The sequence below is a fragment of the Inquilinus sp. genome (assembly GCF_039594555.1).
Classification (GTDB): Bacteria; Pseudomonadota; Alphaproteobacteria; order DSM-16000; family Inquilinaceae; genus Inquilinus.
The window spans coordinates 1-22,785 of the sequence record NZ_JBCNNF010000057.1; the positions used below are offsets into that span (position 1 = coordinate 1).

26 protein-coding genes are annotated in these 22,785 nt (G+C 69.7%); 13 read left to right on the top strand and 13 right to left on the bottom strand.

Annotated elements, in window-relative coordinates; translation table 11 throughout:
- The 6 genes from fghA to ABDW35_RS08845 all read left to right on the top strand — a co-directional run.
- Nucleotides 1–755: S-formylglutathione hydrolase (fghA, locus tag ABDW35_RS08820; RefSeq protein ID WP_343713485.1), on the top strand; the 755-nt coding region annotated here is incomplete at its 5' end.
- Between the two features lie 152 nt (nucleotides 756–907).
- Entirely contained in the window at nucleotides 908–1,885 is a 978-nt protein-coding gene (locus ABDW35_RS08825; RefSeq protein ID WP_343713486.1) for an ABC transporter substrate-binding protein, read from the top strand.
- Entirely contained in the window at nucleotides 1,875–2,651 is a 777-nt protein-coding gene (locus tag ABDW35_RS08830) for an ABC transporter permease subunit (RefSeq protein ID WP_343713487.1), read from the top strand. Before ABDW35_RS08825 ends, ABDW35_RS08830 begins: the two co-directional genes overlap by 11 nt.
- Nucleotides 2,652–2,928: 277 nt before the next feature.
- Entirely contained in the window at nucleotides 2,929–3,672 is a 744-nt protein-coding gene (locus ABDW35_RS08835; RefSeq protein ID WP_343713488.1) for an ATP-binding cassette domain-containing protein, read from the top strand.
- Nucleotides 3,673–3,732: 60 nt separating this feature from the next.
- Nucleotides 3,733–4,011, top strand: coding sequence for a type II toxin-antitoxin system ParD family antitoxin (locus tag ABDW35_RS08840; RefSeq protein ID WP_343713489.1), 279 nt, complete (start codon nucleotides 3,733–3,735; stop codon nucleotides 4,009–4,011).
- Nucleotides 4,008–4,322 (top strand): type II toxin-antitoxin system RelE/ParE family toxin, encoded by a 315-nt coding sequence (locus ABDW35_RS08845; RefSeq protein ID WP_343713490.1) that lies wholly within the window; start codon nucleotides 4,008–4,010, stop codon nucleotides 4,320–4,322. Before ABDW35_RS08840 ends, ABDW35_RS08845 begins: the two co-directional genes overlap by 4 nt.
- Nucleotides 4,323–4,324: 2 nt before the next feature.
- On the opposite strand, the gene ABDW35_RS08850 is transcribed toward ABDW35_RS08845, so the two are convergent.
- The 5 genes from ABDW35_RS08850 to ABDW35_RS08870 form a co-directional block, all read right to left on the bottom strand.
- A complete protein-coding gene (locus tag ABDW35_RS08850; RefSeq protein ID WP_343713491.1) occupies nucleotides 4,325–4,873 on the bottom strand; it encodes a PQQ-dependent catabolism-associated CXXCW motif protein in 549 nt (182 codons plus the stop codon).
- Nucleotides 4,874–5,025: 152 nt separating this feature from the next.
- Nucleotides 5,026–5,877 carry a substrate-binding domain-containing protein gene (locus ABDW35_RS08855; RefSeq protein ID WP_343713492.1) on the bottom strand — a complete coding sequence of 284 codons (852 nt, stop codon included), beginning with the start codon at nucleotides 5,875–5,877 and terminating at the stop codon, nucleotides 5,026–5,028.
- A 1-nt stretch (nucleotide 5,878) separates the two neighbouring features.
- Nucleotides 5,879–6,442: a c-type cytochrome, methanol metabolism-related gene (locus ABDW35_RS08860; protein WP_343713493.1), complete on the bottom strand. Its 564-nt coding sequence runs from the start codon at nucleotides 6,440–6,442 to the stop codon at nucleotides 5,879–5,881.
- A 95-nt stretch (nucleotides 6,443–6,537) separates the two neighbouring features.
- Nucleotides 6,538–8,340: a methanol/ethanol family PQQ-dependent dehydrogenase gene (locus ABDW35_RS08865; RefSeq protein WP_343713494.1), complete on the bottom strand. Its 1,803-nt coding sequence runs from the start codon at nucleotides 8,338–8,340 to the stop codon at nucleotides 6,538–6,540.
- Nucleotides 8,341–8,798: 458 nt separating this feature from the next.
- Entirely contained in the window at nucleotides 8,799–9,254 is a 456-nt protein-coding gene (locus ABDW35_RS08870) for a hypothetical protein (RefSeq protein ID WP_343713495.1), read from the bottom strand.
- Between the two features lie 332 nt (nucleotides 9,255–9,586).
- On the opposite strand from ABDW35_RS08870, the gene ABDW35_RS08875 reads away from it, so the two are divergent.
- Nucleotides 9,587–9,928 carry a hypothetical protein gene (locus tag ABDW35_RS08875; RefSeq protein ID WP_343713496.1) on the top strand — a complete coding sequence of 114 codons (342 nt, stop codon included), beginning with the start codon at nucleotides 9,587–9,589 and terminating at the stop codon, nucleotides 9,926–9,928.
- 207 nt (nucleotides 9,929–10,135) lie between these two features.
- Here ABDW35_RS08875 and ABDW35_RS08880 read toward each other — a convergent pair whose 3' ends face one another.
- On the bottom strand, nucleotides 10,136–10,942 hold the full coding sequence (locus ABDW35_RS08880) for a quinoprotein dehydrogenase-associated SoxYZ-like carrier (RefSeq protein WP_343713497.1): 807 nt from the start codon (nucleotides 10,940–10,942) through the stop codon (nucleotides 10,136–10,138).
- A gap of 17 nt (nucleotides 10,943–10,959) precedes the next feature.
- Nucleotides 10,960–11,934: a quinoprotein relay system zinc metallohydrolase 2 gene (locus ABDW35_RS08885; RefSeq protein WP_343713498.1), complete on the bottom strand. Its 975-nt coding sequence runs from the start codon at nucleotides 11,932–11,934 to the stop codon at nucleotides 10,960–10,962.
- Between the two features lie 221 nt (nucleotides 11,935–12,155).
- On the opposite strand from ABDW35_RS08885, the gene ABDW35_RS08890 reads away from it, so the two are divergent.
- The 6 genes from ABDW35_RS08890 (at nucleotide 12,156) to ABDW35_RS08915 (ending at nucleotide 17,013) form a co-directional block, all read left to right on the top strand.
- Nucleotides 12,156–12,539 carry a cytochrome c family protein gene (locus ABDW35_RS08890; RefSeq protein ID WP_343713499.1) on the top strand — a complete coding sequence of 128 codons (384 nt, stop codon included), beginning with the start codon at nucleotides 12,156–12,158 and terminating at the stop codon, nucleotides 12,537–12,539.
- 2 nt (nucleotides 12,540–12,541) lie between these two features.
- On the top strand, nucleotides 12,542–13,783 hold the full coding sequence (locus ABDW35_RS08895; RefSeq protein WP_343713500.1) for an ABC transporter substrate-binding protein: 1,242 nt from the start codon (nucleotides 12,542–12,544) through the stop codon (nucleotides 13,781–13,783).
- Nucleotides 13,784–13,793: 10 nt separating this feature from the next.
- Entirely contained in the window at nucleotides 13,794–14,756 is a 963-nt protein-coding gene (locus tag ABDW35_RS08900; RefSeq protein WP_343713501.1) for a YVTN family beta-propeller repeat protein, read from the top strand.
- Between the two features lie 9 nt (nucleotides 14,757–14,765).
- On the top strand, nucleotides 14,766–15,521 hold the full coding sequence (locus ABDW35_RS08905) for an ABC transporter ATP-binding protein (RefSeq protein WP_343713502.1): 756 nt from the start codon (nucleotides 14,766–14,768) through the stop codon (nucleotides 15,519–15,521).
- 65 nt (nucleotides 15,522–15,586) lie between these two features.
- Nucleotides 15,587–16,369, top strand: a complete 783-nt coding sequence (locus ABDW35_RS08910; protein WP_343713510.1) for an ABC transporter permease — start codon at nucleotides 15,587–15,589, stop codon at nucleotides 16,367–16,369.
- 14 nt (nucleotides 16,370–16,383) lie between these two features.
- A complete protein-coding gene (locus ABDW35_RS08915) occupies nucleotides 16,384–17,013 on the top strand; it encodes a hypothetical protein (protein ID WP_343713503.1) in 630 nt (209 codons plus the stop codon).
- A gap of 130 nt (nucleotides 17,014–17,143) precedes the next feature.
- Here the strand turns inward: ABDW35_RS08915 and ABDW35_RS08920 are convergent, their stop codons facing one another.
- The 6 genes from ABDW35_RS08920 to ABDW35_RS08945 all read right to left on the bottom strand — a co-directional run.
- On the bottom strand, nucleotides 17,144–18,322 hold the full coding sequence (locus ABDW35_RS08920; RefSeq protein WP_343713504.1) for a serine hydrolase domain-containing protein: 1,179 nt from the start codon (nucleotides 18,320–18,322) through the stop codon (nucleotides 17,144–17,146).
- A gap of 199 nt (nucleotides 18,323–18,521) precedes the next feature.
- Nucleotides 18,522–19,352, bottom strand: coding sequence for an HAD-IA family hydrolase (locus tag ABDW35_RS08925; protein ID WP_343713505.1), 831 nt, complete (start codon nucleotides 19,350–19,352; stop codon nucleotides 18,522–18,524).
- Nucleotides 19,349–20,032 (bottom strand): HAD-IA family hydrolase, encoded by a 684-nt coding sequence (locus ABDW35_RS08930; RefSeq protein ID WP_343713506.1) that lies wholly within the window; start codon nucleotides 20,030–20,032, stop codon nucleotides 19,349–19,351. Before ABDW35_RS08930 ends, ABDW35_RS08925 begins: the two co-directional genes overlap by 4 nt.
- Before the next feature lie 31 nt (nucleotides 20,033–20,063).
- Nucleotides 20,064–21,338: a hypothetical protein gene (locus tag ABDW35_RS08935; protein ID WP_343713507.1), complete on the bottom strand. Its 1,275-nt coding sequence runs from the start codon at nucleotides 21,336–21,338 to the stop codon at nucleotides 20,064–20,066.
- 171 nt (nucleotides 21,339–21,509) lie between these two features.
- Nucleotides 21,510–22,172: a ribulose-phosphate 3-epimerase gene (gene rpe / locus ABDW35_RS08940; RefSeq protein WP_343713508.1), complete on the bottom strand. Its 663-nt coding sequence runs from the start codon at nucleotides 22,170–22,172 to the stop codon at nucleotides 21,510–21,512.
- Nucleotides 22,169–22,785 (bottom strand): AAA family ATPase (locus ABDW35_RS08945; RefSeq protein ID WP_343713509.1); only part of this gene is annotated, 617 nt, incomplete at its 5' end. The genes ABDW35_RS08945 and rpe, both read right to left, overlap by 4 nt.

A 22,785-nucleotide genomic window follows, 5' to 3' on the forward strand; every position in this document is an offset into this window, starting at 1 on the left:
TGCGCTTCACAGTCTATGTGACGCCGCAGGCCGCCGAACGGCCGGTGCCGGTGCTGACCTATCTCGCCGGTCTGACCTGCACCGAGGAGACCTTCATCATCAAGGCGGGCGCGCTGCAGCACGCGGCGGAGTTCGGGCTGATGCTGGTGGCGCCGGACACCTCGCCGCGCGACCGCAGATATCCGGGCGACGATGCGAGCTGGGATTTCGGGCTCGGCGCCGGGTTCTACCTGGACGCGACCCAGGCACCCTGGCGCGACGGCTACCGGATGCACGCCTATGTGACGAAGGAGCTGCCGGAGGTGATCGGCCGGCACTTCCCGGCGCGGCGGAGTGCGATGGGGATCTTCGGGCATTCGATGGGCGGGCACGGGGCGCTGGTGGCGGCGCTGCGCAACCCCGGGCTGTACCGCTCGGTGTCGGCCTTCGCGCCGATCGCGGCGCCGTCGCAATGTCCGTGGGGGCAGAAGGCGTTCGGCAACTATCTCGGGCCGGACCAGTCGACATGGGCCCAGTGGGATGCGACGGCGCTGGTGGAGTCTGGGGCGCGCTGCCCGGACCTCCTGATCGACCAGGGCGAGGCGGACCCGTTCCTGGAGCGCGAGCTGCATCCGCATCTGCTGGAGGCGGCCTGCCGCAAGGCCGGGCAGCCGCTGACCCTGCGCCGCCATGCCGGCTACGACCACGGCTACTACTTCATCTCCACCTTCATCGCCGACCACATCCGCCACCATGCCGGCGTGCTGAACCAGTAATGCGCTTGAGGGCAGCTTCCCCTTCCTGTCATTGCCGGGCTTGACCCGGCAATCCAGAGGGTGTCGACAGTCTCTGGATGCCCGGGTCAAGCCTCGGATCAAGTCCGAGGACGGGCATGACAGCTTTGGGAATGGGCCTCATGGTGTCTCGCATGCCCCTCATCGGCCGCCGCGATCTCCTGATCGGGGGCGCGGTGCTGGCCGCGCCGGCCGTGCTGCGGGCGCAGGAGCCGCCGCGGGTGCGGGTCGGCACGCTGCAGTTCGGCACGGTGAACTGGGAGCTGGCGGTGATCGGCGACGGCTTCGACCGCCGCCACGGCTTCGTGCTCGAGCCGCTGGTGCTGGCCGACAAGGACGCGACTGCCGTCGCCTTCCAGTCCGGCGCGGTCGACCTGATCGTCACTGACTGGATCTGGGTGGCGCGGCAGCGCGAGGCCGGGCGCGACGTCACCTTCGTGCCGTTCTCGCTGACCGTCGGCGCGCTGATGGCTGACCCGAAGACCGGCATCCGCACCATCCAGCATCTGCCCGGCAAGCGCCTCGGCGTCGCCGGCGGCGAGGACGACAAGAGCTGGGTGCTGATCCAGGCCTATGCCCGCAAATCCGGCATCGACCTGCCGCGTGCCGCCACCGTCAACTTCGCCGCCCCGCCGCTCTTGAACCAGCTGGCGCTGCGCGGCGACCTCGACGCCGTGCTCAACTTCTGGCAATTCGCCGCCCGGCTCTCGGCCAAGGGGTTCCAACCGGTGGTCGAGATCGGCAAGATTCTGCCGGCGCTCGGGCTCGACCGGCCGCCGCCGCTGCTCGGCTGGGTGTTCCGCGATGGCTGGGCGACGCAGAACCCCGGCCTGGCGCGCGGTTTCCTCGACGCCTCCTTCGCCGCCAAGGCGGCGATGCGGTCCGACGACGCGCTGTGGCAGAAACTGCGGCCGCAGATGCAGGCCGAGGACGATGCCGTCTTCGCCGCCCTGCGCGACGGCTACCGCGCCGGCATCCCCGCGGCGCCGGGCCCGGCCGATGCGACCGCCGCCGCCGCGGCGCTGCGGCTGATGGCCGGCATCACCCCGGCCGCGGTCGGCGGCCTCAAGGCGCTGCCGCCCGGCACCTTCTGGCCCGGCTATGGCGGTTGACGCCGCGCCGGCCACGGCGCCAAGCCCGCGGCGCTGGCGCTGGCTGCTGTCCCTCGCGATCCTGGTGCTGATCTGGCAGGTCGCCGCCCTTTTGGCCGACAGCGCCGTGCTGCCGCCGCCGGCCGAGGTCGCGGCTGCCGCCTGGCAGCATATCGTCGCGGGCGACCTGCCGTACAACGTCGCCATCACCCTGGCGCGGGTGCTGGCCGCCTTCGCCGCGGCCATGATGATCGGCACCGTCATCGGCATCGCCCTCGGCCGCAGCCGGCTGCTGGACGAGCTGTTCGATGGCTGGCTGGTGATCGCGCTGAACATGCCGGCGCTGGTCACGATCGTGCTCTGCTACGTCTGGTTCGGGCTGAACGAATGGGCCGCGGTGATCGCGGTCGCGGTCAACAAGGCGCCGCTGGTGGTGGCGATCACCCGCGAGGGCGCCCGGGCGCTCGACCGGCCGCTGATGGAGATGGCGCAGCTGTTCGAGGTGCCGCGCGGCCGGGTGCTGCGCCGGATCGTGCTGCCGCAGCTGGCGCCCAGCCTGATGGCGGCCGCCCGCTCCGGCCTGGCCCTGACCTGGAAGATCGTGCTGGTGGTCGAGCTCTTGGGCCGGCCGAACGGCGTCGGCTTCCAGATCCGCAGCTTCTTCAACTTCTTCGACATTGCCGGGATCCTGGCCTACACGCTGGTGTTCATCGCCGTGATCCTGGCGATCGAGGCGTTCCTGCTGCAGCCGCTGGACCGCGCCGCCGGCCGCTGGCGGTCGCCGTGATCGGCCAAGCCCGGATATCTCACACCCCCTGCGTCCTGCGCCGGTTCAAAATGCCGACGGGGCAGGAGAGCGGCGCAGCGCGGTGCTTATGCATCGGGCAAGCCGTTCGACGCACCCTGTCGGCATTTTCAACCGGCCCGAAGGGTCGCCTTGCGGTGGCCGCCTGCGGGGGCGGGCCGCTCAACCGTATGTCCCTATACGCTTTTCGCGTCCCGCCCCCGCATCCGACTCACCGCAAGACGACGCAGGTCGTAGGGGGTGTGAGATATCTGGGCTAGTGCTGCAGGGCATCCGCCGGCGCTTCGCCGCGCCCGTGCCGCGCGACGTGCTGGACGGCGTCGACCTGTCGATCGGGGCGGGGGAGTTCGTGGCCCTGGTCGGCCCGTCCGGCCGTGGCAAGACCACGCTGCTGCGCATCATCGGCGGTCTCGATTCCGGCTATCAGGGCCGTATCGACTGGCCGGACGGGCCGCCGCGCCGCCGCGCCGCGGTGTTCCAGGACCCGCGGCTGGTGCCCTGGCTCCGCCTGCTCGACAACCTGCTTCTGGTCGCCGGCCCCGGCGCCGCGCCCGAGGCCCGCGAATGGCTCGCGGCCGTCGGGCTGGAGGGGCGGGAGGACTCCTATCCCGGCCAGCTCTCCGGCGGCATGCAGCGCCGCGCCGCTTTGGCCCGGGCCCTCTTGGTCCAGCCAGATTTGCTGCTGCTGGACGAACCGCTGGTCTCGCTCGACCACGGCTTGGCCGGGCGGATGCGGACTCTGCTGGCGGAGTATTGGCGCCGGCACCGGCCGACCGTGCTGCTGGTCACCCATGATCTGCGCGAGGCGGTGACCCTGGCCGACCGGGTGGTGGTGCTGGCCGAGGGCGCCGGCCGGGTGTCGCTGCAGCGGGGCATCGAGCTGCCGCATCCGCGCGACCCCGCCGACCCGCGGATCGACGCCATCGTCGACGCCCTGCTGCGTTTCGACCCGGCGCTGAAGGGGCCGGCGGTGGAGGAGGGCGATCCGGCCGATCCTAGCTGACCGCATCCTGATCGGATCTATGATAGTGTTCCATCCTATTCAGCAGGATCGGAGGCGCAGTTGCGCACCACCCAGCAGTTCAGCGTCACGCTGCCGAACGAGATGGCGGAGATGGTCCGGGCCAAAGTCGCCTCGGGCGAATACGCCAGCGAGAGCGAGGTGATCCGGGACGGCCTGCGCGCCCTACAGGCTCGCGATCACGCGCTCGAGAAGTGGCTGCGCACCGAGGTCGTGGCGGCCTATGACGAGGCCAAGGCCGATCCATCGAGCCTTCTCGACATTGAGCAGGTTCGCGAGCGGTTGGCCAAGCTGCGCAACCGAATGGCGAGAGGTCAATGAAGCGGTTTCGCGTCTCCTTTTCGACGCGATCCGTCGAACAATTGGAGGCGTTGAACCTGTACATTGCTGAGGAAGCCGGACGAGATCGAGCAGACCACTACGTCGATGCGATCACCGACTACTGCGAAAATCTGGAAACCTTCCCTCACCGGGGACGACGTCGTGATGACATCCAGTCAGGGCTCCGGCTGCTCGGATTCCGGCGCCGTGTGACCATCGCCTTCACGATCGAGGACGAGATTGTGACCATCCTCGGCGTCTTCTACGGCGGCCAGGACATCGAGGCAGCCCTGCAGGCCGACGAGCCCTGAGGTCACTTCACCGGCAGCGGCGCGTTGGGCCAGGTCGGGCGGCCGCCGGCGGTCCAGTCTTTGACGCCGCCGGGGAACCAGTGCACCGCGGTGTAGCCCTCGGCCACCGCGCGCCGGGCGGCGTTCCAGGACATCCAGCATTCGGCATCGCAGTAGAACACCAGCGGCCGGGCGTGGTCGCCCAGCGTCAGGGCGGCCAGGGCGTCGCGGAAATAGGTCTCCATCTCCGCCGACAGGGCGCCGTAACCGGTGTTGGCCAGCCAGACGCTGCCGGGGATGTCGCGCCGCTCCGGCGGCCGCCACAGCGTCTCCGGCGGCAGCTGGTCCGGGCGCGGCGGCTGCGGCAGCACGTCGATCAGCAGCACCGGGCCGCCGCGGATCAGCCGCTCCACCGCCGCGGCATCGACCACCGTGGCGCCTTGCAGCGTCGCCGGCACCGGCGCCCGGTAGTTCTCCATCCGGTAGCCGTCGGGCTCCGCCACCTGCGCCAGGACCGGCCCGGCGGCCAGGCACACGGCCAGCAGGGCGAGGCGGAGCAGCGGGCGGATCACGCCGGCGCAGAGCCCGTTCGAGAATGCGCTGGCATGAGTCTGCTGGCGGTGGTTTCGAGAACCGGCGCGCAGCGGACGTTTGGGTCCGTGAGCACCGGAAGCGCAGAAACCGCCGTCAGAAGGCCATGCCAGTAGCATTGTCGGACGGGCTCTCACAGCATCGGCTGGCCGCGGGCATCGAGCATCGGCACGCCGTACTCCTTCAGGATGGCGGTGATGGCGTCCTGGTTCTCGCGGATCAGCCCGTTGATCTGGTTCTTCCAGTCGCTCTCGCCCGGCCGCACGCCCATGGTGATGTAGAAGTCGAGGCGGGTGTCCTTCGCCTCGCTCGTCAGCGGCGTCACCACCAGCGCGTCGCCATGCTGCTTGGCGAAATACCCGGCGATCGGCCCCCACAGCACCGCGGCGTCGATCTGCTTCGACGCCAGGTCATCGATCATCTGCTTGCCGGGGGCGTCGTAGCGGCTGTCGACCACCAGCGGGTAGGGCCGGGCCTGCGCCATCAGCCCGTCGCGCGCCGCCAGGTTGGCGGGGGGCGTGCCGGCGGTGATGCCCAGATGCAGCGGCTGCAGCCGCGGGTCGGCCAGGCTGGTCACGTCGGCGAGATGGTCGTCGCGCCGCGTCACCAGCACGTAGCCGGAGCGGTAATAGGGGTTGGTGTTCTGCACCAGATCGGCCCCGGCGACGATGCCCATCACCAGGTCGCAGCGCCGGGCGCGCAGGGTCATGCGCAGGAAGCCGGTCGAGTTCGGGTACCAGGTGTAGCGCACCGGCACGCCCAGCTTCTGGGCCAGCAGCTCGGCGATCCTGTTCTCGAAGCCCTCGCCCTTGTCGTTGGAGAAGGGCAGGTTCGCGGGGTCGGCGCAGACCCGGAGGGTCGAGCGGTCGATCGCCTCGGGCCGCGGCGGTTCCGCCCGCAGCGGCAGGGCCGGCAGAACGGCGAAAGCGGCGCCGGCCAGGAGGCCGAGCGCCGCGCCACGCCACCGCATCGTGAGTGTCGACATGCTATCCAGGCGTCCCCATGCAGGCATTTTCCGCGTCGGCATAGTCCTTGGACTTCTTCTCGAACTTGGGCGGCCGGCCGCGGCCCACGGCGCCGTCGGACCGGGCCTTGAGATAGGCGTAGATGTCGTTGATGTAGCACATCACATTGGGGTCGGACCCCAGCGCCGGCATCTTCTTGTCGTTCGCGGTGCCGACCTCCTGCTTGCCATTGACCACGGTCTCGAGGAACTGGTCGAAGGTCAGCGTCTTCAGGGAGTCGACCAGGGCGGGGGCGAAGGTGCTGCCTTCCCCATCCGGGCCATGGCAGACGTAGCAGATGCCGTTGTAGCGGCGGAACCCGTTATAGACCGACCAGTCGACCGTGCCGTCGGCGGCGATATGATAGGGCTTCTCCTCGTCTCCCGCCGCCGGGGCGGCCGGCGCCGCCGGCGCGTTCGCGGCGGGCTGCTGCCCCGCCGGTGCGCTGCTCTTGTCCTGGGCGAAGCCCGCGGCGGCGAACCCGCCGATCGCGATCAGGCCGCCGGTCAGGAGGGCGGTGCGGTACAGGAAGGCGCGGAACGGCATCCTCGATCCTCTCGGATGATGTGGCATGTCGGCGTCGGCAGGGAGCAAAGAAAAGAGAGGCGGGCCGAAGCCCGCCTCCGAGGCGCAGGGAGGCTTCAGTCAGGAAGGGCGAAGACGGTCAGCGTTCCGCCCAGCTGGGTGTACTGCGACAGGGACTGATAGGCACCGACCGCGCCGAGGCCTTCGTTCGGATTGGTCAGCCCTGCCGCCATGCCGATGCCGGCCCAGCCGCCGACGCCGGAGAGCACGGCAACGTACTGCTTGCCCTTGCTGGTGAAGGTGTTGATGTTGCCGATGATGCCCGAGGGGGTCTTGAACCGGTACAGCTCCTTACCGGTCTTGGCGTCGACCGCCTTCAGATAGCCTTCCAGCGTGCCGTAGAAGACGACGCCGCCGGCGGTGGCGAGCGCACCGCTCCACACCGAGAACGGCTCCGGGATCGACCAGACGATCTTGCCCTTCTCCGCATCCCAGGCGATGAAGTTGCCGAGGTTGGTGCCGCCCGGCGCCGGGTACATGCTCAGCGTCGCGCCGACATAGGGCTGGCCGGCGGTGTAGGCCACCTTGTACGGCTCATAATCCATGCAGACATGGTTGGTCGGCACGTAGAACAGGCCGGTCTCCGGCGAGAAGGCCGCCGGCTGCTGGTCCTTCGAGCCGAGCGCCGCCGGGCAGATGCCCTGCGAGTTGGTGTCCTCGCCATTGGCCTCGGTCGAGAACTTCTTGTCGCGCACCGGCAGGCCGGTCTTCAGGTCGATCTTGCTGGCCCAGTTGACCGCCGGATCGTACTTCTCGGCCACCAGCAGCTCGCCGGTAACGCGGTCCAGGGTGTAGCCGAAGCCGTTGCGGTCGAAATGGACCAGCAGCTTGCGGTCCTTCCCACCGAACTTCTGGTCGGTCAGGATCATCTCGTTGACGCCGTCATAGTCCCACTCGTCATGGGGCGTCATCTGATAGACCCACTTCGCCATGCCGGTGTCGGCGTCACGGGCGAAGATCGTCATCGACCACTTGTTGTCGCCGGGCCGCTGCACCGGGTTCCAGGTGCTGGGATTGCCGGTGCCGTAATAGATCAGGTTGGTCTCCGGGTCGTAGGAGATCCAGCCCCAGGTGGTGCCGCCGCCGATCTTCCACTGGTCGCCCTGCCAGGTGGAGATGCCGGAATCCTTGCCCACCGGCTTGCCCAGCGCGGTGGTCTTCTCCGGGTCCATCAGCGTGTCGGCGTCGGGGCCCATCGAATGGGCCTGCCAGACCAGCTTGCCGGTCTTGGTGTCATAGGCCGAGACATGGCCGCGGACGCCGAACTCGCCGCCCGAATTGCCGATCAGGACCATGTTCTTGACCACCAGCGGCGCCGAGGTGCCGGTCTCGCCCTTGGTCGGGTCGCCGTCCTTGACGCTCCACGCCACCTTGCCGGTCTTGGCGTCCAGCGCCACCAGCGTGGTGTCTGCCTGGTGCAGGAAGATCAGACCGTCGCCATAGGCCACGCCGCGGTTGACCGTGTCGCAACACATCACCGGGATGACGTTCGGATCCTGCTTCGGCTCGTATTTCCAGACGATCTTGCCGTGGTTCGCCAGGTCCAGGGCGAACACCGTGTTCGGGAACGGCGCATGGACGTACATCATGTCGCCGATCACCAGCGGCCCGCCTTCATGGCCTCGCAGCACGCCGGTGGAGAAGCTCCACGACGGTTGCAGGTTCTTGACGTTCTCGGCGGTGATCTGCTTCAGCGCGCTGTAGCGCTGGCTGGAATAGTTGCCGAGCGGCGTGACCCACTGGTTGGGGTCCTTCTCCAGCTTCAGCAGATCGTCATTGGCCGACGCCATCGTCGGCAGGGCCGTCAGCGCGAACATAAGCGCCAAGGCGGTCCCGGAAACGCGCAGCAATCTGGGCATTCGCTCTCCTCCCATTGATCGCGAGCGGGACCCGCGGCCGTGCCGTCGGCATGCCGGAGGTCCGCCTCGACGGTCGTTCACGCCATCGGGCCCGGTCGTCATGGCCTCGTCTCCGGGCCTGTTGGTCATTGTTTCGCAAGACGACCGCCGTCACTTTGCGGAGACATGCAAATCCCAGTCAATTCCAAACGCACAAAAAGGTATTGTTCTTTGGTAGGAAATCCGTATTTCGCAGCCGCGAATAAAATACTTGGATTATACCAAGGTACAATCTTCAAATATTGATTTCGATTGTTGCTCCGGGCAGCGGGTGGATCGGTGGGCGAGGGGGCTGCGGCCGGACAATGGAGCCGCGGTCTCGACCGGCCTTTTGCGACGCAAAAGAAGGGTGCCGGCGGCACCTGTTCAGCGAATGGTCCAGTATTTCCGCAACAGGCGTCCAATCACACCTCGGCTGCTCAGGGCAGGGGCTGCCCGGGCCGGCAGGGCGGGATCATCGGATGGCTGCCGAGGCGGGCCCGGCGAATCGAGAAGTCGCGCATGGTCGGCGCCGTGTCGCGCAGCCAGCGATACTGCACGTCATAGGCTTCGCGCTCGCGCTCGATCCAGGCGTCGCAATCGGCGGCCGGCGCCCCGCCGGCGGCGGCGCGCTGCAGGAAGTGGGTCAGCTCATGCACCAGGATGCTGGTGTCGGCCGGGTCGGTGCCGATGCGCAGCGAGTCGTCCAGGGCGATGGTGCCGTCCGGCCGGGCAAAACCCATCACGGCGCAGGGATGGTCGCAGGCCATGGCCTCCAGCTCCGCATGCGGCAGCGTCACCACCGCCGGCGGGTCGCCCGGCACGGAATAGCCGGTATAGCCCGAGACCGCGGTCAGCAGGCTGGCCACCAGCGCCGCCGGAACCGCGCCGGTCACGGCGAGTCAGCCTTGTCACTGGCACGGGACGTGCAGGCCGCTGATTTCGAGTCCCCCCTCCCCTTGCGGGAGGGGGGTAGGGGGAGGGGGTTTTCTCCATCGGAGCCGGCGCTCGATTGCGTCAGGCCGGTTCGTCTATTGAAGCCGATCCCGGGCAATGTGCGCGCGGACGCGCGCAGACCCCTCCCCCTGCCCCCCTCCCGCAAGGGGAGGGGGGACAAAAAGGGATGCGGAAGCACTGCAGATGGGTCTTTCTTGTCCCTTGGAACGAATTGACCGGCCCCGGCCCCTTTGCTCTGCTGGCCTCCCCACGCGACTGCGGAGCGATCGCCATGAAGGGCTGTGCGGTTCTCGCCCTCCTTGCCCCGGCGCTGCTCGCCACGCCCGGCCCGGCGCGTGCGAACGACTACCCGACCCCGGTGGTGGCCGACTATGTGATCGGCTGCATGGCCAGCAACGGCGAGACGCAGGAGATGCTGCAGCGCTGCTCCTGCAGCATCGACGCGGTCTCCTCGATCATGCCGTACAAGGACTATGAGAAGGCCGAGACGGTGCTGCGCATGCAGCTCGCCACCGGCGACCAGGCCGGCATCTTCCGCGAGATGACGATGCTGAAGGCGATGGTCGACACGCTGCGCCTGGCGCAGATCGAGGCGGATTTCCGGTGTTTCTAGGAGCCGCCGCCTGGGGATTAATGTCCCAGGGGAGGACGCCTTCTTTTCCCTGTCATTGCCGGGCTTGACCCGGCAATCCAGGGGCCACCCCGAGCGGCATCGACGGTCACTGGATGACCGGGTCAAGCCCGGGCATGACAGCAAGGGGGGCGCCGGCATGCGGGTGACTGGCCTGCCCATTCGGGTCTTCGACGCCACCATCCCGCCTCACATCGTCGCCGGCACCGGCCAGGCCTGGGTGAACACGGCACCGTCCGAATCCGTGGCGGTGGCGCTCAGCCGGCCGGTCTCGGTCGGGGTGAAGCTGAACTCCACCATCGGGTTCTCGCTCAGCGAGATGTTGCCCTCGACCTGCAGCAGCCGGGCGCCGTCATAGCTGACGTCGATGCTTTCGATGAACCGCGCCGGCACATAGGTGCGCTTGATCTGGTCCATCTGCATGCCGGAATAGTTCGGGTGCCGTATCAAGAGCTCGACCCGGCTCGGCTCGCCGATCTGGGCGGCGTCCAGGTTCTTGGTCCGCATCTCGCCGAGATGGGCCATCGCGTCGTCCGGCGTCTTCAGCGCGGGGGCGGAACAGCCGCCGGCGGCCTTGACGTAGGCGGCGGCCACGAACAGCGACCCGTCCGTGGTCTCGGCCACGGCATGGATGTTGGTGTATTCGTTCACCCGCACCCGGGTGCCGATGGTCGGGTCGGCGATGCGGTCGCCCAGCCGGAACACGGCGGCGACCGGGGCCGGGTTCTTGTCCACCACCAGGGTCACGGCGCGGACCTTGCCGGGCATGTGGCCGCCGTCGAAGCGGACCGTGACCGGCACGACCGCGGCGTCATAGGCGCGCTGCGGCGCCTCGACCCGCATGAAGCCGCTGCCGTCGGCGACCGCCTTCTCGCCGAAGATCGCGGTCTTCAGGTCGGGCCAGGGATCGTCGTCAGCCGCCCGAGCGGGCGCGGACAGGGCGATCAGGGTTGTCAGGGCGCTCAGCGCCAGGGCTGCGGCGTGCCGTTGCATCATGTCCTCCCTTCTCGCCCTTATTCCCACTCCAGCTCGGTGTAGGCCGTGGCGACGTTGCGGTCGTTATAGTCGTCGAACAGCAGCCAGCGGCCGCGCTCGGACCGGGCGACCGTGGCCACCGCCTGGTCGAGGCTGCGCCCGGCGGCCAGCGCCGCGCGGGTCTCGTCCAGGATCAGGCGAAGATAGCGCTCCTCGTCGTCCAGCGCACCCGGCCACGGGGCGGAGGGCGGGCCGTGGCCGGGAACGACGCGCGCGATCCCGGCCTCGCGCCGCAGCCCGGCGATGGCATCCAGCCAGCCGCGCAGCGACCCGTCGATCGCCGGCACGCGCTGCAGGAACACCAGGTCGCCGGCGAAGAACGTGCCGGTGGCGCTGTCGAGCACGGTCAGGTCGGCATCGGTGTGCGCCGGCGGCCAGGCCTTCAGTTCCAGCGCCCGGCCGCCGAGGTCGAGCGACAGCCGGTCCCGCACCAGCAGCATCGGCTCCACGATCGTGGTGCCGGCGGCGGCGTTGCCCAGCGCCTGGTTGAGCCCGTCGAGATAAGTGCCGGCCCGGGCGTCCAGGCCGCGCGGCAGGTTGGCGTGGCCGACAATGGTGGTGTCCGGCCCGGCGAAGGCGGCGTTGCCCAGCGCGTGGTCGGGATGGAAATGGGTGTCGATCGCCCAGCGGACGGGCAGGGCGGTCTGCCGCCGCACCGCCGCCAGCAGCCGGCGCCCCTCGGCCGCGCTGCCGCCGGTGTCGATCACCGCCACCGCCGCGCCGCCGATGATGAAACCGAGATTGGCGATGCCGCCGAGATTCGCCGCCGTCGCCTCCTCATGCGCGCCCTGGAACACGAAGATCCCCGGCGCGATCTCGGTCACCGGCAGCGGGTCATCGGCGGCCGAAGCGGCGCCACCGAGCAGCCCCAGCGCCAGGGCGGCGCCCAGGGCGCCGCGGCGGCTCAGTGCCCCCGGCCGCTCCGGCTCGCCCACGCGCGCAAATGACGGCACACGGCATCTCCCGCAACGACCCGGACAACAGGGCGCGCTTTTGCCGCGCGGCTGAATTGGACTTTGGTCTCAGTTGCGTCTTCTCGCCTTGTCGGGCTTCCGGGCGGTTCATACAGTCGGCGCAATCCCGCCTGTCGAGCGGGCAGGTTCGGCGGGCTCCCGGCCCGTGCCGGATCCCAAGCGGAACGCCGGCCCGGCCGGCCAGCAGGAGGACGTCCGAGATGCGAGGGTTATCGCTTGTCGCGGCTGTCGCCGCACTCGCCCTGCCGATGGCGGTGCATGCCCAGGACGCGGCCGGCGACGCCGCCAAGGGCAAGCAGGTCTTCGCCAAATGCCAGGCCTGCCATTCGGTCGAGGCCGGCACCAACAAGCTCGGCCCGTCGCTGCACGGCGTGGTCGGCCGCACCTCGGGCACGCTCGAGGGCTTCAACTACTCCCAGGCCATGAAGGATGCCCACCTGACCTGGGACGAGGCGACGCTCGACAAGTACCTCTCCGGCCCCAAGGCCCTGGTGCCCGGCACCAAGATGGTGTTCCCCGGCCTGCCGAAGGAAGAGGACCGGCTGAACGTCATCGCCTATCTGAAGGAGCAGGGGGCGAGCTGACCATGCGCCGGCCCGCCCGGCTCCTCGCGCGCCGCCGGATGCTGGCGGCGCTCGGCCTTGCCGCCGCCCTGCTCACGGTCCCGGCCGCGGCACAGCAGCAACCGGCGAAGCCGAAGCTGTCGGTCGCCATCGGCTGGCTCGGCGAGGCGATCCCGGAGCCGGAGCCGCTGTCGCTGGTCGAGCCGGTGGCCAAGGACAAGGGCGTGGCCGGCGCCCGCCTGGCGATCACCGACAACCAGACCACCGGCCGCTTCCTGGGCCAGGACTATTCGCTGGACGAGACGGTGATCCCGGCCGGCGGCGACCTGGCCGGCGCGGCCGCGGCGATCGCCGGCAAGGGCATCAAGCTGGTCGTCGCCGACCTGCCGGCCGACCGGCTGCTGCAACTGGCCGACCTGCCGGAGATGAAGGATGCGGTGATCCTGAACGCCCGGGCCGAGGACGACCGGCTGCGCGTCAGCGACTGCCGCGCCAATGTCTTCCACACCATCCCCAACCGGGCGATGAAGGCCGACGCGCTGGCGCAATACCTCGCGTTCAAGCGCTGGACCCGCTGGGTCCTGGTCTCCGGCACGCTGGACGGCGACAAGGCCTTCGCCGACGCCATCCGCCGCGCCGCCAAGCGCTATGGCGCCAAGATCGTCGAGGAACGGACCTACGAGTTCCAGGCCGGCTCCCGCCGCTCCGACACCGGCGAGCAGCAGGTGCAGAAGCAGATGACGCAGCTGACCCAGCGCCTGCCGGACTACGACGTCATGGTAGTGGCCGATGAGAGCGAGGTGTTCGGCGAGTACCTGCCGTACCGGATCTGGGACCCGCGGCCGGTGGCCGGCACCCAGGGGCTGGTGCCGACCGGCTGGCACCGCAGCCAGGAGCAGTGGGGCGGCACCCAGCTGCAGCGCCGCTTCCAGAAGGAAGCCGGCCGCTGGATGCTGGAGCGGGACTACGCCGCCTGGGTCGCGGTCCGCGCGCTGGGCGAGGCGGTGACCCGCACCGGCAAGGACGATCCCCAGGCGATCCGCGACTATATGGTGTCCGACGCCTTCCAGCTCGGCGCCTTCAAGGGCGTGCCGCTGACCTTCCGCCGCTGGGACCAGCAGCTGCGCCAGCCGATCCTGCTGGCGTCGCCGCTGATGCTGGTCTCGGTCTCGCCGCAGGACGGCTTCCTGCATCAGCGCACGCCGCTTGACACGCTCGGCTACGACGAGCCGGAATCGTCGTGCCGCCTCAACCCCGATTCCTAGGAGGCCGCGCATGAACCGGTTCGTGCCCCTGGCAGTGACGGCCGCGGCCCTCGGCGCGGGGCCCGCGCAGGCCTTCACCGCCTATGTCTCGAACGAGAAGGGCAACAGCGTCAGCGTGGTCGACCTCGACACCATGACGGTGACCCGGACCATCCCCGTCGGCCAGCGGCCGCGCGGCATCACCCTCAGCAGCGACGGCAAGACGCTCTATGTCTGCACCAGCGACGACGATCACATCGAGATGATCGACACGGAGACGCTGAAGCCGCTCGGCACCCTGCCCAGCGGCCCGGACCCGGAGCTGTTCGTGCTGGCGCCGGACGGCAAGCGCCTCTACGTCGCCAATGAGGACGACAACATGGTCACCGTGCTCGACCTCGAGCAGCGGGCGATGGAGACCGAGATCCCGGTGGGGGTGGAGCCGGAGGGGATGGGCGTCAGCCCCGACGGCAAATGGCTGGTCAACACCTCCGAGACCACCAACATGGCGCATTTCATCGACACCGGGACGCTGCAGCTGACCGACAACGTGCTGGTCGACACCCGGCCGCGCTTCGCCCAGTTCACGCCGGACGGCAAGCAGGTCTGGGTCTCGGCCGAGATCGGCGGCACGGTCAGCGTCATCGACGCGGCGTCGCGCCAGGTGGTGAAGAAGATCGGTTTCGAGGTCCAGGGCGTGCGCAAGGAGACGATCCAGCCGGTCGGCGTGCGCATCACCGCCGACGGCAAGACCGCCTTCGTCGCCCTCGGCCCGGCCAACCGGGTGGCGGTGGTCGACACCGCGACCTATGAGGTGACGGACTACCTCCTGGTCGGCCAGCGGGTCTGGCAGCTGGCCTTCACCCCGGACGGGAAATACCTGGTGTCGACCAACGGCGCCTCGAACGACATCTCGGTGATCGACGTGGCGGCACGCAAGGTGGTCAAGTCGATCACCGTCGGTGAGCTGCCCTGGGGCGTGGCGATCCGCTAGATGGCTGCGATGCCCGCCGTTGAGACCCCCGCCCTCGCCGTCTCCGGCCTGTCGCACAGGATCGGCGGGCGCGAGATCCTGGCGGAGATCGAGATCGCGGTGCAGCCCGGGCGCTTCACCGTCCTGCTCGGCCAGAACGGCGCCGGCAAGACCACGCTGTTCTCGCTGGTCACCCGGCTCTACGGCGCCCAGTCGGGCCGCATCAGCGTGTTCGGCCGCGACCTGGGCGCCGAGCCCGGGCGGGCGCTGGCGCTGATGGGCGTGGTGTTCCAGCAGCGCGCGCTCGACCCCGACCTGTCGGCCCGGCAGAACCTGCGCTACCACGCGGCGCTGCACGGCATGCCGGGCTCCATCGCCCGGCAGCGCATCGCGGCGGAGCTGGAGCGGGTCGGCCTGGCGAAGGAGGCCGACCGCAAGATCCGCAGCTTCTCCGGCGGCGAGGCGCGGCGGATCGAGATCGCCCGCGCGCTGCTGCACCAGCCGCGCCTGCTGCTGTGCGACGAGGCGACGGTCGGGCTCGACATCCGCAGCCGCGCCGCGATCCTGGCCGATGTCCGCGGCCTGGTGCGCGACCGCGGCCTGACCGTGCTGTGGGCCACCCATCTGATCGACGAGGTCGAGGCGGCCGACCCGACCATCATCCTGCATCGCGGCCGCGTCCTGCGGCAGGGCCCGGCCGCGGCGATCGTCTCCGACCTGGGCATCTCCGATCCCGGCGCCGGCGGGCTGCAGGACGCCTTCCGCCGGCTGACGGAGGCGGCATGAGCACGATCGACGCCGGGCGCGAGCCTCTGGGCACCGTCACCCCGGCCGGCGCCTGGCGCTGCCTCATGGGCATCCTGTGGCGCGAGGGGCTGCGCTTCATCCATCAGCGCACCCGATTCATCTCCGCCCTGGTGCGGCCGCTGGTCTGGCTGTTCATCTTCGCCGCCGGCTTCCGCTCGGTGCTCGGCGTCTCGATCATTCCGCCCTACGAGACCTACATCCTCTACGACGAATACATCGTCCCCGGGCTGATCGCGATGATCCAGCTGTTCAACGGGATGCAGAGCTCGCTGTCCATGGTCTATGACCGCGAGATGGGCAGCATGCGGGTGCTCCTCACCAGCCCGATGCCGCGCTGGTTCCTGCTGACCGCGCGGCTGCTGGCCGGCACGCTGCTGTCGCTGCCGCAGGTCTATGTCTTCCTGGCGATCGCCCGGATCTGGGGCGTCGAGCCGCCGGCGACGGGCTATCTCACCGTGCTGCCGGCCCTGGTCCTGTCCGGGCTGATGCTGGGCGCGCTGGGTCTCCTGCTGTCCTCGGCGATCCGCCAGCTCGAGAACTTCGCCGGGGTGATGAACTTCGTGATCTTCCCGATGTTCTTCGCCTCCTCGGCCCTCTACCCGCTGTGGAAGGTGGAGGAGGCCAGCCCGCTGCTGCGCGACGTCTGCGGCCTGAACCCCTTCACCTATGCCGTGGAGCTGAACCGCTTCGCCCTCTACGGCCAGGTCGACATCCAGTCCGTCATCGTCGTCCTCGCCTGTACCGCGGTGTTCCTCGGCGGGGCGATCCTGGCCTATGACCCGGCGCGCGGCCTCGTCGCCCGCGTCCGCGGCCCCGGCGCCGGCTGACAAGGAGGCCCGTCATGATCCGATCCGCATGGCTTTTCCCCGCCCTCCTGGCCCTGCTTCCGGCCGTCGGGCGGGCGCAGGATGCCGCCCAACCCCAGAAGGACGACTGGCCCTGCGTCCAGCGGCTGCAGCCGGAACTGTCGGTCGGCGCGATGTGGCAGGGCGAGGACCCGACCACCAGCGGCCCCGCCTGGCGCGACGACGCGGTGGTGGCGGCGCTGGTCGATCGGGTGGCGCCGCGCCGCGTCCCGGTGGACGAGGCGACGGCCGAGATCCGCCGCTTCGCCATCGGCTATGAGGGCGACCGCAAGGCGGCGCTGACCGAGCTGTTCGCCGGCCTGTTCGAGACCGTCAACGGCGAGCGCGGCACCATCATCCGCGGCATCCGCCGCTTCAACGCCCGGCAGGAGGCGCTGGCCCAGCGGATCGAGGAGACGACGAAGACGCTGGACGGCGTCGATGCGAATTCGACCGACCTGGCGGTGGCGCAGCAGCGGCAGCGGCTGGAGACGCAGCTTGGCTGGGACCAGCGGGTGTTCGACGAGCGCGAGCGCCTGCTGCCGGCGATCTGCGACCAGCCCTTCGTGCTGGAGCGCCGCCTGTACGCCCTGTCGCGGACGATCCAGGAGGAGATCGGGAAGTAGGGAAGGTGGTCGGTTTGTCTTTGTTGTCATTGCCGGGCTTGACCCGGCAATCCAGGGGCCCCCCAGAGCGGCATCGACATTTCCTGGATCCCCGGGTCAAGCCCGGGGATGACAGATAAGAGGGCGGGTGCTACGCCGCCAGCGCCGCCCATATCGCCCGCAGCACCCGGAACGACCGCTCCTCGCCCATCAGGGCCCGGTCCATCCGGTTCATGGCATAGGCGAAGCTGGTGCGGGCATCGAGGTCGATCACGGCCAGCGACCCGCCGCCGCCGCCCCAGAACACCGTGTTCGGGCTGGGCGGCGTGACCGGAAGGAGGGCGCAGGGAGCCAGGGCGAAGCCCAGCCCGAAGCGGACCCCGATCCCCCGCATCACCAGGTCCGGCCCCTCGATCTGCGGCTCCAGCACCCGGCGGGCGCCGGCCTCGGACAGGAGGCGCCGGCCCCCGGCCGCGCCGCCATTCGCCAGCACCGCGTGGATCCGGGCGATCGACCGGGCATTGCCATGGCCGTTGACCGAGGGGATCTCGGCACCGCGCCAGGCCCGGGTCCGGGTCTGCGCCACGTCCACGCGCCAAGCGCGGCTGCCGTCCGGCCGGGTGTCGCGGAAGGCGATCGACGGGATCTCCGCCATCTCCACCGCTCCGGCCTCGGGCGCCGGGCCGGGGGGCTGGACCAGCTCGGCGACGCGATGGTCCTCGCCCTCCGGCAGGCCGATCCAGAAGTCGGCGCCCAGCGGTTCGGCGATCTCCTGCCGGAACACGGTGCCGGGTGACCGGCCGGTGACGCGGCGGATCACCTCGCCGATCAGGAAGCCGTGGGTGTAGGCGTGGTAGCCCGAGGCCGTGCCGGGTTCCCACAAGGGCGCCTGGGCGGCCAGCAGGCGGGTGGCCTTGTCCCAGTCAACCGCATCGTCCTGGCTGAACGGCTCGCGCCAGCCCGGCAGCCCGGCGCTGTGGCTCAGCAGCTGGGCGACGGTGACGCGGTCCTTGCCGCCCGCCGCGAACTCCGGCCAGTACCGCGCCACCGGCGCGGCGAGGTCGAGATCGCCGCGATCGGCCAGCAGCAGCGCGGCCAGCGCCGTCATGGTCTTGGTGGTGGAGAAGACGTTGACGATGGTGTCGCGCCGCCAGGGCCGCGTCCGCGCGGCGTCGGCCCAGCCGCCCCACAGGTCGATCACCGTCTCGCCGCCGACCGTCGCGCAGACGGAGGCGCCGATCTCCCGGCCCTCGGCGAAGTTGGCGGCGAAGGCCTCGCGCGCCGCGGCGAAGCGGTCGTCGGCGACGCCGTGAACCAGGTCCTGTGCCAAGCGTGGCTCCTGTGCGGTTCAGGGGCCGGACACTCGGCTTGGCGCCGGGTTTTGGCAATTCTTGAAGAAGAGAATTTCGTCCTCACATCAGGGATGAGGGATGGTCTTCGCCTTCTCTCTTCCGCCTGAGCCACCCCCTCACCCGAAATCGCTGCGCGATTCCGACCTCTCCCCAAGGAGAGGTGAAGCAGGCTCGGCTTTAGTACCCTCTCCTTGGGGAGAGGGAGGGACCCGCCGCGTTGGCGGCGGGAGGGTGAGGGGGCTCTCGCCGCCTGCACACCCGCTGACCTGTAAAGTCCGCCACCCACCGCCCCAGCGCCTCGACCGTCACCCAGCCTTCGCCGGCGCCGGCGCCGCCGAGATGGCGGTACGGCGCGTCCGGCTCGCCCAGGTCGGACAGCACCGCCAAAGCGTGGCGCAGATCGTCGTCGCCGGTGTACAGGCCGGGCGTCGCCAGCACCGGCAGGCCGGCGCGGCAGGCGGACAGCACGCCGCTGCGCGAATCCTCGATGGCGACGCACTCCGCCGGCTCCAGTCTCATCGCCTCCAGCACCGCCTGGTACACATCCGGCGCCGGCTTCTTCCGCGGCACCGCGTCACCGGCCACCATCACCTCGAACAGCGCCGGCCCCTCCGGCCCCAGCGCCGCCGCCAGCAGCGCCGCGACATTGGCCGGCGTCGTCGTGGTGGCGATCGCCAGCCGCACCCCGGCCGCCCGCGCCTCGGCCAGCAGCCGGGCGATTCCGGGGCGCAGCGCCACCGCCCCGCCCGCCACCAGCGCGGTGTAGTGCTCGGTCTTCGCCCGGTGCAGCGCCGCCACGTCGCAGCACGGCGGGTCTGGCAGGCCGGCCAGGAACTGCCCGATCCGCTCCTTGCCGCCGGTGACGGCCAGCAGCTCGCGATACAGCGCCCGGCTCCAGTGCCAGGGCAGGCCGGCGGCGCGGAAGGCTGCGTTGAAGGACTGGCGGTGCACCTCCTCCGTCTCCGCCAGCGTGCCATCGACATCGAACAGGATCGCGCGCAGCGTCATCGCTGTTCGGCCACGGCCAGGCCGAGCATCCCGGCCAGCGCGGCGTAGTCGGCGAGGATGCCGTCCGGTTCCAGCGCCGCGATGTCGCCATAGCCGAAGGGCACCGCCAGCACCCGCACCCCGGCCGCCCTTGCGGTGTCGATGTCGACACGATGGTCGCCGAGATAGACCGTCTCCTCCGGCACGGCGCCGAGGGCGGCGATACAGGCCAGAAGCGGCGCCGGATCCGGCTTCATGCCGTGGCCGCTGTCGCCGCCGACCACGGCGCCGAGATGCGGCGCGAAACCCAGCGCCCGCAGCACCGCCCGCGCGGTACAGGCCGCCTTGTTGGTGCAGATGCCGACCGGAATCCCGGCCGCCGCCAGCGCCGCCATCGCGTCGACCGCGCCGGGATAGGCCGCGCTGCGCACCGCCGGCGCCGCGGCGTAGCGATCGAGGAAGCGCCGGGTCATCCATTCGGCCTCGCCGAGATCGCACTGCCGCAGCCGCAGCGCCCCGCGCAGCAGCCCGGGCGCGCCATGGCCCATCAGGCCGCGCACCTCGGCCTCGGACAGCGGGTGGATGCCGGCCTCGCGCATCACCGCGGCCAGGGCGTCGGCGACATCGGCGACGCTGTCGACCAGGGTGCCGTCCAGGTCGAACACGACGGCGCGAGGGCGAGAAGGGAGGACCGGGCTCATGGCCGGCCCTCCCCGCAGCGATGCCCAGCCCCTAGAGGGTGTAGGTGAACTGGTCGCTCGGACCGGCCGTTGTGGTGCCGTACATGTTGGTCACCCGGATGTCGACCGGGCCGATGATGAAGTTGGCGGGCGACACCGCGGTGATGCTGGTCCCGCCCGGGGCCACGGTCTGCGACTTCGCCGCGAAGTTGCCGAAATCCACCACGCAGTCGGGGGTGAAGGTCTCGCCTGCCTTCGGCAGGATCGTCACCGAGGTGCCGCCGAGCACCTTCCCGCTGGTCGGGCTGACCGAGGCGATGGGGACGACGTCCGGGACCTGCGGGGCGTCCAGCAGCTTCAGATAGTTGTTGCTGTAATGCTGGAATCCGACCTGCTGCATGAACTGATCCACCAACGGATCCACCTTGGGCGGGGGCGGGGCATATTTTTCCAGGAGCAGCGGCGGCGACCCGGTGTTCAGCGGCGGTTGCTGGGTCGGCTGGACATAGGTGTTGCCCTTGGTATTGGCTGCCATCTTGGCAATCTCCTCGCCGACCGTGTTGTCCGGTTTGGCGGTGGGGCCCGGCGATGGCGGATAGAAGGGATTGCTCTGCCAGTTTTCCGGGAGAGAGGCCAGGGTCGCCCAGGCGGTCGGCACCACGTCGTATTTGTTGTAGATGCAGACGGCCTTCGGGAACTGCTTGTCGAACCAGGTGGCAAAGGTGGCGTCGCCCGCGGTCGGGGCGGCGAAGGTGTAGGGCTGGATGCGTGCGATCGGCAGCTTGCCGGCCGATACCTGCTGCTGAAGATACAGCGCGATCGTGGTCGCCATCGCCCCGCCCAGGCTGTGGCCGACGACGTAGAGCGTGTCGGGCTTCTGCTCCGCCAGCTGCGTCTTCAGGTCGGTGTTCGAGACGATGGCTCCGAACGCCACCATCGCGCCCAGGGAGATCTGGGGCAACGGCCACATGGGCGGTGTGCCGTCGGGGTGGAAGGGCACCAGCAGCCCGACCTGCAGGTCCTCCAGCTGGTCGACCAGGCTGTCCATCACGGTGCCGCGCAGCACCAGCGCGTAGACCGTCCCGTTGCCGTCGTTCGGCCCCTGCGCGATATAGGCCAGGTTGGCACCGTCCTTGGTCAGCCCGACCCAGCTCAGCTTCCAATTGCCCTGGGTGGCCAGGCTGGTGTCGGCCAGCTGGGTGGTGATGCCCTGTTTGATCCGGGCGATGTGCTGGTCCCGCTGCTCGCCCGAGGGCCGCGGGTCGGCCCCGTCCGAGGCCAGCGCCGCCAGGGTCATCATGATCTGAATAGTGGAATAATCTGACATCACGGCAATCCTTTTGTCTAAATGCGCCAACAAAAAAGGAAAAATACTTCTGAATTATATCGTATATCTGGGCGAGTACTGGCGCGGATACCGCCAAAGCCAGTAGGAAGTATTTCACAAAAGAATGCAACCGTATTGTCGTGACGATCGGGCGCCAAGGGGCGGGCGCGGTCATCGGGCGCCGCTCCGGATGGCGGCGATGTTCGCCTCATAGGCGGCCGGCCCGCCGCGGAACACGGCGGAGCCGGCGACCAGCGTGTCGGCCCCGGCCGCGGCCACCACCGCCGCCGTCTCCGGCGTCACCCCGCCATCGACCTCGAGACGGATCGGCCGGTCGCCGATCATGGCGCGGATCCGGCGGATCTTCTCCGCCATCGCCGGGATGAAGGCCTGGCCGCCGAAGCCGGGATTGACCGTCATCACCAGGATCAGGTCGAGGCGGTCCAGCACATGCGCCACCGCATCCTCCGGCGTCGCCGGGCACAGCGCCACGCCGGTCTGCATGCCGAGCGAGCGGATGTGCTGCAGCGACCGGTCGAGATGCGGACCGGCCTCGGCATGTACGGTGATGACATCGGCGCCGGCCCTGGCGAAGGCGTCGAGATACGGGTCGGCCGGGGCGATCATCAGATGCACGTCGAACACCCGGTCGCTGTGCGGCCGCAGCGCCTTCACCACATCCGGCCCGATCGTCAGGTTGGGCACGAAATGCCCGTCCATCACGTCGATATGGATCCAGTCGGCGCCGGCCTGCACGACCGCGCGCACCTCCTCGCCCAGCCGGGCGAAATCGGCGGACAGGATCGAGGGGGCGATCACCAGCGACGCGGTCACAGCTTGGCCTCCACTTCGGGCGGCTCGGCGGAGAACACGCGGCTGGCGCGGATATCGGCCTCGGCCAGGGTGACGAACTCCTCGACCGTCAGGTCGGGCGGCATGTCCCGCACCAGCCGGTTGGCCTGGCGCAGCCGGGCGCGGTCCAGCGCGTTGCGGATCGACCGGCCATTGGCGAAATGCGGCAGCCGGATGCGGCGGGCGACATAGTCGCGGAAGGCCTGCAGCGCCTCCGGGCTGAAGCGGTAGTTCTGCCGTGCCAGCATGCCCTCGCCGATCGTGATCAGCTCTTCCTCGGAGAAATCCGGGAACTCGACGTGATGGGCGATGCGCGAGCGGAAGCCGGGATTGCTGGTGAAGAACTTTTCCATCCGGTCGCCATAGCCGGCGACGATCACCACCAGATCCTCGCGCTGGTTCTCCATCACCTGCAGGAGGATCTCGATCGCCTCCTGGCCGTAGTCGCGCTCGTTCTCCGGCCGGTACAGGTAATAGGCCTCGTCGATGAACAGCACCCCGCCCATCGCCCGCTTCAGGATCTCCTTGGTCTTCGGCGCGGTGTGGCCGATGTACTGGCCGACGAGGTCGTCGCGGGTGACCGAGACCAGGTGCC